Source organism: Amycolatopsis iheyensis (assembly GCF_024703995.1).
In the GTDB taxonomy this organism is placed as follows: Bacteria; Actinomycetota; Actinomycetes; order Mycobacteriales; family Pseudonocardiaceae; genus Amycolatopsis; species Amycolatopsis iheyensis.
The window spans coordinates 105,893-118,718 of sequence record NZ_JAMXQV010000008.1 but is presented as its reverse complement, the minus strand read 5'-3'; the positions used below and the strand labels follow the sequence as shown (position 1 = coordinate 118,718).

Here is a 12,826-nt window from a genome sequence, read left to right as displayed (position 1 = left end):
CGGCGATGACGCGTGAGTACCGGGTGGTCTGCGCACGCGAGCCGGACCTGCCGGCGCTGGCCGGGCTGCTGACGCCGGAGCTGCGGGACCGGTGGCGCTCCGGTGCCGCGGCCGTCGCGGCGCGGGTGACGGCGGGCCGCTGGCGGTGGCGGCTCGAGGTCGTCGCCGAGCGGCCCGAAGACGAGCCCCTCGCGCTCGCGATGGCCGTCGCGACGACCATCGCGCACGACGGCTTCCTGGCCGGTGAGCCGTCCCCGGCCGAGCGGGAGCGTCTGCTGCGCTTCACCGAGCACCTCCGCGGCCCGATGTCCCCTCGTGAGCACCTGACGAAACTGCTGGCGGGAGAGGTGGGCTCCCGGGCCCTGGCGGCACTCGCGGCGGGTGCCGCGTGCGACATCTCGGACACCGCGCACGCGGTGGAGGAGTGGCGGTCGATCTTCGGCCGCCGGGAACGCACCAGCCGCCGGGCCGGGCAGGGATCGATCGGCTTCGAGGCCGCGCTGCGCGCGCTGGGCGCGTACGAGGGTGTGGCGCTGGTGTCGGCCACCGTCGACGGCCGGCCGGACGGCGGCTTCTGGTTCCAGCTGTTCCTCACCCCGGACCTGACGCGGGTCGTGGCCGGCTTCGGCGTCGCCCGGCCGCGCTCGAGCGAGGGCCGGCACCCGCAGGCTCCGGAGTGGACGCGGCTGGACGAGATCGTGCTGGGTTCCCACCCGCGGACCCCGGCCGAGCAGGTGGCCATGATTCGCGAGCAGGACCTCCCGGACGTGCCGGCGGGGATCGCCGCCGGGCTGGAGCGCCACCTCGCGACCCGGCACTGGGGCAGCTTCGGCCGGTACGTCAACCTGGTGCCGGACTTCCCGTCGCCGGCCGCCGCCGGTCACCTGGTGGCGGCGCTCGACCTGGCCCGGTCGGACCCGTACCTGCACGCCGTCGACGTGGTGACCGCCCTGGCGGAGCTGGCGCCGCCGGAAGCGGTCCCCGTGCTGGCCCGCACGGCCCGGCGGCACTGGCTGCGCGACTACGCGTCCGACCTGGCCCTGCACGCGATGGACGCGTTGCTGCACATCGACACACCCGAGTCGCGCGCGGTCATGGCCTCGCTGGTCGACGACGAGCGCGAGCCGGTCCGCGAGCTGGCGCGCGAGGTCGCCGAAGACCCCGGGCGGTTCTGGTGAGCGTCAGACCTTCGCCAGCGCGGGCTCGGTGGTTTCGGCCGCCGGAGCGGCCTTCTTCTTCGCGCGGCGACGTTCGATGATCCGCCGTCCGACGTCGATCATCGGCAGCTCGACCCAGCGGTAGAGCAGGTCGGCGGCCATCAGCCCGACGACCGTCACCGCGATCGCCGTCATCGTCCGCTGCGGCGCGAACTGCGGGATCGCGCCGCCGAGCACCGACGCGATGACCAGCTGCACCAGGTAGAGCGAGTACGAGCGCTCGCCGATGAACCGCATCGGCTTCAGCGACAGCACCCAGGCGAGCGGCCCGCCGGCGACCAGCGACGGCACCAGGAGAGCGGCCAGCAGGACGTAGCCGGTGCCGGTGATCGAGCCGCCCTCGTCGTGCAGGAACGCGGTGATCTCGCCGAACTCGGTCTGGACGGCGATGAGCGCGGCGGCGACGACCAGGCCGACGACGGGGTGGGTGAACACCCGCAGCGCCGCGAAGCCCTTGCGGTGGTGCAGCACGATCGCCAGGGTGCAGCCGATGAGGATCGGCGAGTACGCGCCGGCGTAGGGCATGAACGGGATCAGCGCGAGCATGAGCGCGACGAGACCGAGGGAGAGGCTCAGCCGCTTGACGAAGGCGAGCGCGCCGAAGCCGAAGGCCAGCAGCGGCCACACGAGGTAGAACTTCTGCTCGACACCGAGCGTCCAGGCCTGGCCGAACAGCGGCATCTGGTGGTACTCGCCGAGGAAGACGACGTTCCACGGCAGGGTCGCGACGATGCCGCTGTGCCGCAGCCCCAGCCCCTTGAAGTAGGCGTAGACGACGATGACGCCGATGACGACGTAGTAGACGGGCAGGATCCGGAACACCCGCCGGATGTAGAACTCGGCCAGCGAGACGCGGCCGTTGCGGGCCTCTTCGCGCAGGGCGAGGGTGGTGATGAGGAAGCCGGAGAGCACGAAGAACAGGTGCACCCCGATCCACCCGTTGGCCCGCGCCCAGGTGGGCCCACCGAAGTGGAAGAAGACGACGAGCACGGCGGCGATGGCCCGGACGCCGTCGAGGGCGCCGAATCTTCGGGTGGCCAGGTACTGGTCGTGCGTCATCATCGAGATCCCCCTCGGCGTGTGAACCGGGTCAGGGTAATCGGGTGATCCCGCCATTCCCTCGTCGGGGTGATGTTTCGGACTTCGGGGCGGTACGGTTCATAACCGTGAACGGGGGAGCGGCGAGCCTGGCCGCGTGGATCGACGAAATGAACGCGCTGGCCGGGGAGTTCGTCCGCGGGTTCGAAGCCCGCTTCGGCTACCCGGTGGGCGTGAACGAGGTCAAGCCCGCGGCCGGCGGGTCCCGGCCGGCCTGCCTGCCGCCGGAGCTGTTCGACCTCTACGCGGCGATCGAAGAGGTCTCACTCCCCGATGTGGGCAACGGCTACTTCGTGCACCCCCTGAAGGAGGGCGCGGAAGACCACCGGCCGACCCGCCTCACGCGCTCGGTGACCGACGAGGTGGTGGTCTTCGGCTCGGACGGCGGCGGCGCGTTGTTCGCGCTGAGCCGGACCGGGCGGGGCGTCCACCGGGTGGCCGGCGGGAGCTGGATCGGTCCGGGCCGGCCGTACGAGGACGGCGACGTCACGGTCGTCGCCCCCGATGTCCGGCGGTTCCTGGATTTCCTGCTGGCCGAGCTGCGCGCCGCCGTGGCGGGCTGATGGGAGCGGGGTCGCGGGACCCGGGTGTCCTGGTGAACAGCGTCCGGGTGGGGCCTACCAGGCCACCGAAGCCCGCTGGATCTTCACCGGGTGCGCCGGCGCCCCGTCCAGCGGCCCATCCGGATCGGTCGGGATGATCCCGTCCGCCACCATGTGATCGAGCGCCGACATCCCGCGCACCACGGTCCCCAGCACCGAATAGTTCGCCGGGATGTTCGCGAACGAGTGCACGATGAAGAACTCGGACCCGTTCGTCCCCGGTCCCTGGTTGCCCATCGCCACCGTGCCGCGCGGGTAAGTCGCCGTGCCGGTGACCTCGTCCGGGAATTTGTACCCCGGCCCGCCCTTCTCGACCTCGTAGATGTCGCCGCACTGGAGAACACCCAGCCGGGAAGAGTTCGACAGCCGCCAGCACTGGGAGCGGTCGTAGAAGCGCTGCAGGATCAGCGAAACCATGTTGTGCACCGCGCACGGCGCCGCCCCGGCGCGGTTCAGGCGCACCGTCACCGGGCCGTAGTTGAACCGGAACGTCACGTCGACGGTGCCCGCGGTCAGCGCGAACGGCAGCGGCCGCACCACCGGCCGGGCCGCGGGGTTCGCCGGGGTCGGCGTGAACTCGCACCGGACCACCGGAACCGACGCGGACGCCGTGGCCGGCGCCACCAGCAGGGCGCCGAGAACACCGACGAGAGCCAGACCCCAGCGCAGCTTCATGCCGGGGAGGTTAGCGAGAAACCGACTACTTGCGCCAGGCCGTGCGCTGCTTGCGGATGTCGAGCACGAGCAGCAGGACGAGGAACAGCGCGAGCCCGATGAGCCACACGTTCTCGGTGTTGTTCTCGTGGTTGCCCTTGATCATCACCAGCAGGATGACCGCGCTGACCCAGCCGGCGATCCGGGTGGCCTTCGGGAACGACCCGTGCCAGCCCCAGGCCGCGGACGGCTCGTCGCGGGGGTCGACCTCGGGCCGCCTCTTCTCGACCGCCTTGCCTGCCACGATGAACTCCTCAAGACCCGTGAACCTCGAACGCGCCGATGATCCCACACCTCCGGGTGCGCCGCGGAGACGCCCCGCGCGACAATGAGCCACGATGACTACCTCGCGAAGCGTTCTCGTGCTCGGTTCGACCGGGTCCATCGGCGTGCAGGCCCTCGACGTCGCGTCGCGCAACCCGGACCTGTTCCGGGTGGCCGGGATCGCCGCGGGCGGCGCCGACCCGGCGAAACTCGCCGCGCAGGCGCTCGCGCACGGCGTCGAAGCCGTCGCCGTGACCAAGGCCACGGCGGCCGAAGACGTGCAGCTGGCGCTGTACGCCGAAGCGCAGAAGCGCGGCTACGCCCAGGGTGACTTCAAGCTCCCGCGGCTGTTCGCCGGCTCCGACGCGGTCACCGAGCTGATCGACGCCGTCCCCGTCGACACCGTCCTCAACGCCCTGCCCGGCTCCCGCGGCCTCGAGCCGACGCTCCGGGCGCTCGCCACCGGCGCCACCCTCGCGCTGGCCAACAAGGAGTCGCTCATCGCCGGCGGTCCGCTCGTGCTCGCCGCGGCCAAGCCGGGGCAGCTGGTGCCCGTCGACTCCGAGCACTCCGCGATCGCCCAGGCGCTGCGGGCCGGCCGCGAGAACGAAGTCGCCCGGCTCGTGCTCACCGCGTCCGGCGGGCCGTTCCGCGGCCGCAAGCGCGCCGAGCTGGCCGACGTCACCGTCGAGCAGGCCATGGCGCACCCGACGTGGTCGATGGGCCCGCTGATCACGATCAACTCCTCGACCCTGGTCAACAAGGGCCTGGAGCTGATCGAGGCGGCGCTGCTGTTCGGCATCGCGCCGGAGAAGATCGACGTAACCGTGCACCCGCAGTCGATCGTGCACTCGATGGTGACCTTCACCGACGGCTCGACCATCGCCCAGGCCAGCCCGCCCGACATGCGGCTGCCGATCGCGCTCGCGCTGCACTGGCCCGACCGGGTGCCCGGCGCCGCGGCCGCGTGCCGCTGGGACCAGGCCGCGACCTGGACGTTCGAGCCGCTCGACAACGAGGCCTTCCCCTCGGTGGAGCTGGCGCGCCACTGCGGCACGGTCGGCGGCTGCCTGCCGGCCGTCTACAACGCCGCGAACGAGGAGCTCGTCGCGGCCTTCCTGGCGCAGAACGCCCGCTTCACGTCGATAGTGGACACTGTTTCCGAGGTGGTGGGAGCCGCCGACGAGTGGCGTCGCGAACCGCGCGACGTCGAGGACGTTCTTGCCGCCGAGCGCTGGGCTCGCGCGCGGGCCGGTTCGATCATCGAGGGGAAGTAGCGGGTGCTCGCCTACATCATCGGGGTGGTGCTCTTCGCGCTGGGGATCTGCGTCTCCGTCGCGCTGCACGAAGCCGGCCACATGGTCACCGCGAAGGCCTTCGGCATGAAGGTCCGCCGGTACTTCGTGGGCTTCGGGCCCACGGTGTTCTCCTGGCGCCGCGGGGAGACCGAGTACGGCCTGAAGTGGATCCCGCTGGGCGGGTTCTGCGACATCGCGGGCATGACCGCGCTCGACGAGGTGACGCCGGACGAGGCGCCGCGCGCGATGTGGCGGTTCAAGACCTGGAAGCGCACGGTCGTCATGTGCGCCGGGTCGGTCACGCACTTCATCCTCGGCTTCGTCGTGCTCTACCTGATGGCCGTCACCATGGGGCTGCCGAACCTGACCCCGACGGCGACCGAGCCGGTGCTTTCGGCCACCTCGTGCGCCCGCTCGACCACGACCGAGAAAGAGGCGAGCGACACCAGCTGCCCGGCGGGCGCGCTGACCCCGGCGAAGTCGGCCGGCCTGCAGCCCGGCGACAAGGTGCTCGCCGTCGGCGGCAAGCCGGTCGCGACCTGGGAGCAGATGCTCGCCGCCGTGCAGGGCACCACCGGCAGGACCGAGTTCGACGTGCAGCGCGGCACCCAGCGGCTGGCCCTGATCGTCGACGTGCCCCAGGTCAAGCGCTGGACCAGCGACGGGGTCAAGACGGTCGGCATGATCGGCGCCTCGGCGCAGCAGCCGGCCGCGACCACGCAGTACGGCCCGGTCGCCGCGGTCGGTGCCACGTTCAGCTTCACCGGCACGATGTTCGCCGAGACCGCGCAGCGGCTCGTCGAGTTCCCCGAGCGCATCCCCGCCGTCGTCACCGCGATCTTCGGCGGCGAGCGCGACCCGAACACCCCGGTCAGCGTCGTCGGCGCGAGCCGGATCGGTGGCGAGGCCGTGGAGCGCGGCATCTGGGTGCTGTTCTTCTTCCTGCTCGCCAGCCTGAACTTCTTCATCGGCGTGTTCAACCTGCTGCCGCTGCTGCCGCTCGACGGCGGGCACATCGCGGTGGTCTGGTACGAGCGCGTCCGCGACTGGATCCGCGCCCGGCGGGGCAAGGCGGCCGGCGGGCCGGTCGACTACACGAGGTTGTCCGGGATCACGATGGTCCTGGTGCTCATCGGCGGCGCGGTGACGCTACTCACGGTGACCGCGGACATCGTCAACCCGATTCGTCTGCAGTAGCGCCTCGCCACGGAGGGGTTCCGGCCCCTCCGTGGTGGGTCATACCCGGCGTAACGCTGCTCACCGTGACGGTTGACTTGGCGGAGGTGGCCCGGTCGGGGTAGGTACGCTGGAGGCCGTGACCGTCGCACTCGGTATGCCAGCCCTGCCCCCGCCCGTCCTCTCCGACCGCCGCAAGACCCGCCAGCTCCAGGTGGGCCCGGTCGGCGTCGGCAGCGACTTCCCGATCTCCGTCCAGTCGATGACGACGACGCTCACCTCCGACGTCAACGCGACCCTGCAGCAGATCGCCGAGCTGACCGCCGCGGGCTGCGACATCGTCCGCGTCGCGTGCCCGTCGGCCGACGACGCCGAGGCGCTGCCCGCGATCGCGAAGAAGTCGCAGATCCCGGTGATCGCGGACATCCACTTCCAGCCGAAGTACGTCTTCGCCGCGATCGAGGCCGGCTGCGCCGCGGTGCGCGTGAACCCGGGCAACATCCGCAAGTTCGACGACCAGGTCAAGGAAATCGCGCAGGCCGCGAAGGACCACGGCACGCCGATCCGGATCGGCGTCAACGCGGGTTCGCTCGACAAGCGGATCATGGACAAGTACGGCAAGGCGACGCCGGAAGCGCTGGCGGAGTCGGCGCTGTGGGAGGCGTCGCTGTTCGCCGAGCACGACTTCCACGACATCAAGATCTCGGTGAAGCACAACGACCCGGTGGTCATGGTGCGCGCGTACGAGCTGCTCGCCGAGCAGTGCGACTACCCGCTGCACCTCGGCGTCACCGAGGCCGGCCCGGCGTTCCAGGGCACGATCAAGTCGGCGGTCGCGTTCGGCGCGCTGCTGCGCCAGGGCATCGGCGACACGATCCGCGTCTCGCTGTCCGCGCCGCCGGTCGAAGAGGTCAAGGTCGGCATCCAGATCCTGCAGTCGCTGAACCTCAAGCAGCGCAAGCTGGAGATCGTGTCGTGCCCGTCGTGCGGGCGCGCGCAGGTCGACGTCTACACCCTCGCCGAGCAGGTCACCGCCGGGCTCGAGGGCATGGAGATCCCGCTGCGCGTGGCCGTCATGGGCTGCGTCGTGAACGGCCCGGGCGAGGCCCGCGAGGCCGACCTCGGCGTGGCGTCGGGCAATGGCAAGGGCCAGATCTTCGTCAAGGGCGAGGTCATCAAGACCGTGCCGGAGCACGCGATCGTCGAGACGCTCATCGAAGAAGCCATGCGCATCGCCGAAGAGGCGGGCGAAGGCCTCGGCGAGGGCGCTCCGGTGGTCACCGCTGGCTGAGCTGCTGCCGGACGACGTCCTCGAGGCGTCGTCCGTGGTGGCCAACCGCGCGATGAACCGCGAGCGCCGGTTGGCCGGGCGGGACGGCTACTCGCGCGTCCTCGGCTTCGACGTCCTGAGCCTGCCGCCGGGCGCGCGCTGGCTCGACCTCTGCTGCGGCAGCGGGCGGGCCTTGCTCGACGCGGCGGCGGCCCGGCCGGACCTGGACATCACCGGCGTCGACCTGGTCGGGTACTTCGCCGCGGCCGGGCCGGTGCGGTTCGAGACGGCGTCGATCACGACGTGGCGGCCGGAGGACCGGTTCGACCTCGTCACCTGCGTGCACGGACTGCACTACGTCGGCGACAAGCTGGGCGCGCTGGTGCGGGCGGCGTCCTGGCTGAGCGAAGGCGGCGTGTTCGTGGCGAACTTCGACGCCGCCGGCGTCCGGGTGTCCGGCGGCCCGCGCCGAGTCCTGAAAGCGCTGCGCGAAGCCGGCTTCACCTACGACTCGCGGACGCGCCGGATCCGCCGCGAAGGCCCGTTCACCGGCACCCTGCCGTTCCGCTACCTCGGCGCGGACGACCGGGCCGGCCCCAACTACACGGGCCAGCCGGCGGTCGCCTCGCACTACGAGCTAACCCTGTAGGTGGTGCTGGGCGGCGTCGCGGATCTGCAGGCGGACGTTCTCCAGCGCGGCCGCGACCTCGTCGATCTGCTGCGAAGCCAGCTGGATGGCGCCCTGGATCGCGGTCGCGGTCGACGTCTCCCCGAGCAGGCCGAGCACCTGCGCCTGCAGGTCTTCGAGGTCGCTCTTGGTGGCGAGCGCGATGCCGGTCGGCACCTGGTCGGCGAGCAGCTCCAGCTGCTGCGCCTGCTCCTGGATCGTCATCGGTGGTTCCTTCCGCGGTGGGGACGCACCTCCGTGTTATCAGACCCGGAACCGTCGGTGGTGCCGGTTACGCTGGCGTTCGTGAGCGTGACCTGGGCGATCCACCAGCCGCACCCGGTGGTGCGGCCGCTGGTCGCGCGCTATGTCGGGTATGCGCAGGAGGGCGTCACGCTGGCCGTCCACCGCGGCCTGCCGTCCCGGCACGTGACGCTGGTCATCAGCCTGGCCGGGCCGGTGCGCATGGCCGGGCGGAGCCTGCAGGCACTCGTCGGTGGGCTGCACACAAGCGCGGTCCTGATCCGGCAGGACCGCGTCCAGGAGGGCCTGCAGCTGGAGCTCGACCCGCTGGGCGTCCGGACGCTGTTCGGCGTCACGGCGGCGGAGCTCAGCGGCGAGGTGGCCGACCTCGCCGACTTCGGCCTGGGATCGCTGCCGGAGCGGCTGAGCGAGCTCACCTGGGCCGAGCGGTTCGCCCTGCTCGACGAGGTGCTGGCGGCCCGGGCCGTGGCGCCGCTGGCGCCGCCGCCCGAGCTGGGGGAGGCGTGGCGCCGGATGCGGGGCGCGGACGGGCGGGTGCGCGTCGCGGACCTGGCCGGCGAGGTCGGCTGGAGCCGGCGGCACCTGGGGGAGCGGTTCCGCGCGGAGCTGGGCCTGGCCCCGAAGCAGGCGGCGCGCGTGCTGCGGTTCGAGCGGGCCGGGCGGTTGCTGCGGCTCGGCCACACCGACCTGGCCTCGCTGGCCGTCGAATGCGGCTACTACGACCAGGCGCACCTGACGAACGAGTGGCGTGCCCTGGCCGGCTGCACTCCGCGGACGTGGATCGCCGAGGAGCTCCCGTTCCTCCAAGACCAGGAGGCGGTGGCCGGGCAAGACTCGTCGGCATGACTCCTGAACCGAACGTCTGGCCCGCCCTGCGCTACGACAACGCCCCGGCGGCCGTCCGCTTCCTGGTCGACGTCCTGGGCTTCACCGAGACGCTGGTGGTGCCCGAAGGCGACCTGATCGCGCACGCGGAGCTGCGCTGGCCCGAGGGCGGCGCGGTGATGCTGGGCAGCGTCCGCGGCCCGGACGGGATCCACGACGCGATGAAGCCCGGCACCGGCGCGGTGTACGTGGTGTCGGACCACGTCGACGAGATCCACGCGCGGGTGAAGGCCGCGGGCGCGGAGGTCACCGCGGAGCTGACGGACACCGACTACGGCTCCCACACGTTCAGCCTCCGCGACCCGGAGGGCAACGCCTGGACGATCGGCAGCTACCGCGGCGCCTGAGGCCTACCGCACCGGCCGCTCGAAGGTGACCAGCAGTCCGTCGACCCCGCCGGGCCCGACGCGGCCCTTCACCTCCGCCGAGGTGATGGCCTTCAGCTGCCAGCCGTCGGCCGCGTGGTCGTTGAGGAGCTTCTCGAGCTTGTCGCCCGACATCTTGCCGCCGAGAAGCTTCTCCCGGACCTCGACGACCTTGTACGTGTACCGCTGCATACGCCCGATTCTGCCCGCGAACCGCCGGCCGGGGTGTTCATCTCACCGTGTCCAGGGCCTCGCGTTCCGTTTACGGGCCGAATCTGGCACCCTGGAGCCCGTGTTGCGGCTTGCAGGTGCACGGCTGCTCGATGATCGGGACTATCCGGCGGTTCGTGCCGCGCTCGCCGCCGACCCGGTGGGCAGCTGCATGGTCAGCGCCCGGGTCGAGGCTGCCGGTCTCGATCCGTGGCGGCTCGGAGGCGAGCTTTGGGCCGCCGACAGCCGTCCGGTTCGTGCCGGGCGGCTCCAAGGGCTGTGCTTTTCCGGGCCCAACCTCATCCCCCTGAGGGGCAACGCCCCCGCGTTGCGCTCCTTCGCCGACCGGGCACTGAGGCGGCAACGCACCTGTTCTTCGCTCGTCGGCCCGGCCGAGCAGGTCCTCGGGCTCTGGGACGAGCTCGCCGACGAGTGGGGCCCGGCCCGCGAGATCCGCGACGACCAGCCGCTGATGGCCCTCGACGCGATGCCGCTCGTCGCCGCCGATCCGCTCGTGCGGCCGGTCCGGCCGGACGAGCTCGAGCGGTACCTGCCCGCCGCCGTCGCGATGTTCATCGAAGAGGTCGGCGTCGACCCCCGCAGCGGCGACGGCGGCGCGAGCTACCGCGCCCGGGTCACCGAGCTGATCGGCGCCGGGCGCGCGTTCGCCCGCTTCGAGAACGGCGAAGTCGTCTTCAAGGCCGAGATCGGCGCGATGTCGGCGACCGTCGGGCAGATCCAGGGCGTGTGGGTGCACCCCGACCGCCGTGGCGACGGCCTCGGCACCGCCGGCACCGCCGCGGTGGTGAACCGGCTGGTGCGCGGGCTCGGCCGCACCGCCAGCCTCTACGTCAACGCCTTCAACACCCCCGCCCTCGCGGCCTACCGGAAGATCGGCTTCCAGCAGGTCGGCCAGTACGCGACGGTGCTGTTCTAACACTCTTCCGTGGCGGCGTTTCGGGCCTGGGACACCCCTGCTGACCAGGCATCATCCCGCCATGAGTGCACGTCGACGCCGCGGTGCGCTCGCGGTGCTGCTGCTCGCCGCCGCGACCACGGCCGGCTGCTCGGGCAACGGGCCCGAGGACGCCTTGTCCGCCTTCCTGGACGCCGTCGCGTCGGGGGACGTCGCCGCCGCGGCCGCGAACACCGACTCACCGGACGCGGCCAGGACCGTGCTCTCCCAGGTTCGCGGCGTGCTCGAGCCGGAGTCGCTCGACGTCGACGACGAAACGGTCAAGGAGCCCGCTGGCGACACCGTCTCCGCGTCCTACCAGCTCACCTGGCACCTCTCCCAGGGCCGCACCTGGAGCTACCGCGCCGACGCGCAGCTGCGCGCGGCCGAGAACGGCTGGCAGGTGCACTGGCAGCCGACGGTCGTGCACCCGCAGCTGGCCGTGGGCCAGACCCTCGGCGTGCTGCCGCAGCTGCCGGAGACCGCGCCGGTCCTCGACCGCGACGGCGTGCCGCTGATGCGCCCGCAGACCGTCATCGGCGTGGTGGTCGACCCGCAGAAGACCGGGAACGCGAGTGCCGTCGCCGGCTCGCTCGCGAAGGCACTGCACCGGTTCGAGCCGTCGGTCACCGGCCGCTCGGTGCTCGACGGCATGACGAAGACCAAGCCCGGCGACGCCTACCCGGTGATCACCCTGCGGGCCGGTGACTACCAGCGGGTCAAGCCGGTGATCTACGACCTGCCCGGCGTCCGGTTCGCCAGCCAGGAGCGGCTGCTGCCGGTGTCGCGCGGGTCGGGCCAGCAGGTCCTGCCGGGCATCCGCGCGCTGGTCGAGCAGGAGCTGGCCGGCGCCGCGGGCTGGCGGATCGTCACCCGGGACGTCACCGGCGGCGAGGTCTCCGAGCTGAAGGCCGAGCCGCCGCGCCCCGGCCCGGCGGTCACCAGCACGCTCAGCTCGAAGGTCCAGTCCGCCGCCGAGAAGGCCCTGGCCACCGAGCCCTACCCGGCCGCGCTGGTCGCCATCCAGCCCTCCAGCGGCGACATCCTCGCCGTCGCGCAGAACGACGCCGCGGACAACGAAGGCTCACTGGCGTTGTCCGGCCGCTACCCGCCGGGCTCGACGTTCAAGATCGTCACGGCGGCGGCCGCGCTCTCGGCGGGCGACGTCGAAGCCGGCAGCCCGGTCGACTGTCCCGGCACCACGACGGTCGAGAACCGCGTCATCCCCAACGAAGGCCGGTTCGACCTCGGCCGTGTCCCGCTGAAGACGGCGTTCGCGCGCTCCTGCAACACGACCTTCGCCCGTCTGGCCGCCGGGCTTCCGTCGTCGGCGCTCACCGACGCGGCCCGCTCCTTCGGGATCGGCGCGGACTTCGTGGTCCCCGGGCTGACCACGGTCACCGGCGCGGTCCCGGCCAGCGACTCGGCCGTCCAGCGCGCGGAGAACGGGTTCGGCCAGGGCACGGTCGTGACCAGCCCGTTCGGCATGGCGCTCGCCGCGGCGACCGTCCAGGCAGGGAAGGTGCCGACGCCCTCGATCGTCAAGGGCATGCCGGCGGCGACGAAGAACGTCGGCGACCCGCCTTCGGACGAGGTCCTCGACGCCCTGCGCGGGATGATGCGCGAGGTCGTCACCAACGGGACCGCGACCGGCCTGCGCGACCTTCCCGACGTCGCGGGCAAGACCGGCACCGCCCAGTTCGGCGACGGCTCGCAGTCGCACGGCTGGTTCGTCGGCTACCGCGGCGACCTGGCGTTCGCGGTGCTCCTGACCGAGGCCGGGTCGTCGAAACCGGCGGTGCAGGCCGCGCACCGGTTCCTGGCGGGGATCGGCTGAGCGG

15 protein-coding genes are annotated in these 12,826 nt (G+C 72.2%); 10 read left to right on the top strand and 5 right to left on the bottom strand.

Annotated features, from left to right (window positions below):
* Positions 1–5: 5 nt before the first annotated feature.
* The gene (locus M8542_RS17185; protein WP_257921179.1) at positions 6–1,178 is read left to right on the top strand and encodes a HEAT repeat domain-containing protein; all 1,173 of its coding nucleotides are present in this window, start codon (positions 6–8) and stop codon (positions 1,176–1,178) included.
* A gap of 3 nt (positions 1,179–1,181) precedes the next feature.
* Here the strand turns inward: M8542_RS17185 and M8542_RS17180 are convergent, their stop codons facing one another.
* Positions 1,182–2,279, bottom strand: a complete 1,098-nt coding sequence (locus M8542_RS17180) for an acyltransferase family protein (protein WP_257921178.1) — start codon at positions 2,277–2,279, stop codon at positions 1,182–1,184.
* Between the two features lie 104 nt (positions 2,280–2,383).
* Between M8542_RS17180 and M8542_RS17175 the strand changes: the two genes are divergently transcribed.
* Complete coding sequence (locus tag M8542_RS17175) at positions 2,384–2,878, top strand: hypothetical protein (protein WP_257921177.1); 495 nt, start codon at positions 2,384–2,386, stop codon at positions 2,876–2,878.
* A 54-nt stretch (positions 2,879–2,932) separates the two neighbouring features.
* Here M8542_RS17175 and M8542_RS17170 read toward each other — a convergent pair whose 3' ends face one another.
* Both M8542_RS17170 and M8542_RS17165 read right to left on the bottom strand, forming a co-directional pair.
* Positions 2,933–3,592 carry a peptidylprolyl isomerase gene (locus M8542_RS17170; protein ID WP_257921176.1) on the bottom strand — a complete coding sequence of 220 codons (660 nt, stop codon included), beginning with the start codon at positions 3,590–3,592 and terminating at the stop codon, positions 2,933–2,935.
* A gap of 25 nt (positions 3,593–3,617) precedes the next feature.
* Positions 3,618–3,875 carry a DUF2631 domain-containing protein gene (locus tag M8542_RS17165; protein WP_257921175.1) on the bottom strand — a complete coding sequence of 86 codons (258 nt, stop codon included), beginning with the start codon at positions 3,873–3,875 and terminating at the stop codon, positions 3,618–3,620.
* Positions 3,876–3,969: 94 nt separating this feature from the next.
* On the opposite strand from M8542_RS17165, the gene dxr reads away from it, so the two are divergent.
* The 4 genes from dxr to M8542_RS17145 all read left to right on the top strand — a co-directional run bounded on the left by dxr (position 3,970) and on the right by M8542_RS17145 (position 8,288).
* Positions 3,970–5,172: a 1-deoxy-D-xylulose-5-phosphate reductoisomerase gene (gene dxr / locus M8542_RS17160; RefSeq protein WP_257921174.1), complete on the top strand. Its 1,203-nt coding sequence runs from the start codon at positions 3,970–3,972 to the stop codon at positions 5,170–5,172.
* A 3-nt stretch (positions 5,173–5,175) separates the two neighbouring features.
* Positions 5,176–6,390 (top strand): M50 family metallopeptidase, encoded by a 1,215-nt coding sequence (locus M8542_RS17155; RefSeq protein ID WP_257921173.1) that lies wholly within the window; start codon positions 5,176–5,178, stop codon positions 6,388–6,390.
* A gap of 118 nt (positions 6,391–6,508) precedes the next feature.
* On the top strand, positions 6,509–7,660 hold the full coding sequence (gene ispG / locus M8542_RS17150) for a flavodoxin-dependent (E)-4-hydroxy-3-methylbut-2-enyl-diphosphate synthase (RefSeq protein ID WP_257921172.1): 1,152 nt from the start codon (positions 6,509–6,511) through the stop codon (positions 7,658–7,660).
* 34 nt (positions 7,661–7,694) lie between these two features.
* Positions 7,695–8,288, top strand: a complete 594-nt coding sequence (locus tag M8542_RS17145) for a class I SAM-dependent methyltransferase (RefSeq protein WP_257921171.1) — start codon at positions 7,695–7,697, stop codon at positions 8,286–8,288.
* On the opposite strand, the gene M8542_RS17140 is transcribed toward M8542_RS17145, so the two are convergent.
* Entirely contained in the window at positions 8,277–8,531 is a 255-nt protein-coding gene (locus tag M8542_RS17140; protein WP_003057586.1) for a hypothetical protein, read from the bottom strand. The two genes, M8542_RS17145 and M8542_RS17140, sit on opposite strands and share 12 nt — an antisense overlap.
* An 81-nt stretch (positions 8,532–8,612) precedes the next feature.
* Between M8542_RS17140 and M8542_RS17135 the strand changes: the two genes are divergently transcribed.
* Both M8542_RS17135 and M8542_RS17130 read left to right on the top strand, forming a co-directional pair.
* The gene (locus M8542_RS17135) at positions 8,613–9,416 is read left to right on the top strand and encodes a helix-turn-helix domain-containing protein (RefSeq protein ID WP_257921170.1); all 804 of its coding nucleotides are present in this window, start codon (positions 8,613–8,615) and stop codon (positions 9,414–9,416) included.
* Entirely contained in the window at positions 9,413–9,802 is a 390-nt protein-coding gene (locus tag M8542_RS17130) for a VOC family protein (protein WP_257921169.1), read from the top strand. Before M8542_RS17135 ends, M8542_RS17130 begins: the two co-directional genes overlap by 4 nt.
* A gap of 3 nt (positions 9,803–9,805) precedes the next feature.
* On the opposite strand, the gene M8542_RS17125 is transcribed toward M8542_RS17130, so the two are convergent.
* Complete coding sequence (locus tag M8542_RS17125) at positions 9,806–10,012, bottom strand: DUF4177 domain-containing protein (protein WP_257921168.1); 207 nt, start codon at positions 10,010–10,012, stop codon at positions 9,806–9,808.
* A 100-nt stretch (positions 10,013–10,112) separates the two neighbouring features.
* On the opposite strand from M8542_RS17125, the gene M8542_RS17120 reads away from it, so the two are divergent.
* Together M8542_RS17120 and M8542_RS17115 are read left to right on the top strand one after the other, a co-directional pair.
* Complete coding sequence (locus tag M8542_RS17120) at positions 10,113–10,967, top strand: GNAT family N-acetyltransferase (protein WP_257921167.1); 855 nt, start codon at positions 10,113–10,115, stop codon at positions 10,965–10,967.
* Positions 10,968–11,028: 61 nt separating this feature from the next.
* A complete protein-coding gene (locus tag M8542_RS17115; protein WP_257921166.1) occupies positions 11,029–12,822 on the top strand; it encodes a penicillin-binding transpeptidase domain-containing protein in 1,794 nt (597 codons plus the stop codon).
* The last annotated feature ends 4 nt before the right edge of the window (positions 12,823–12,826 follow it).

Coding starts and splice junctions, on each gene's coding strand:
- M8542_RS17170 (WP_257921176.1), bottom strand. CDS start 3,592: ATGAAGCTGCGCTGGGGTCTGGCTCTCGTCGGTGTTCTCGGCGCCCTG.
- M8542_RS17180 (WP_257921178.1), bottom strand. CDS start 2,279: ATGATGACGCACGACCAGTACCTGGCCACCCGAAGATTCGGCGCCCTC.
- M8542_RS17140 (WP_003057586.1), bottom strand. CDS start 8,531: ATGACGATCCAGGAGCAGGCGCAGCAGCTGGAGCTGCTCGCCGACCAG.
- M8542_RS17125 (WP_257921168.1), bottom strand. CDS start 10,012: ATGCAGCGGTACACGTACAAGGTCGTCGAGGTCCGGGAGAAGCTTCTC.
- M8542_RS17185 (WP_257921179.1), top strand. CDS start 6: ATGACGCGTGAGTACCGGGTGGTCTGCGCACGCGAGCCGGACCTGCCG.
- M8542_RS17130 (WP_257921169.1), top strand. CDS start 9,413: ATGACTCCTGAACCGAACGTCTGGCCCGCCCTGCGCTACGACAACGCC.
- M8542_RS17115 (WP_257921166.1), top strand. CDS start 11,029: ATGAGTGCACGTCGACGCCGCGGTGCGCTCGCGGTGCTGCTGCTCGCC.
- dxr (WP_257921174.1), top strand. CDS start 3,970: ATGACTACCTCGCGAAGCGTTCTCGTGCTCGGTTCGACCGGGTCCATC.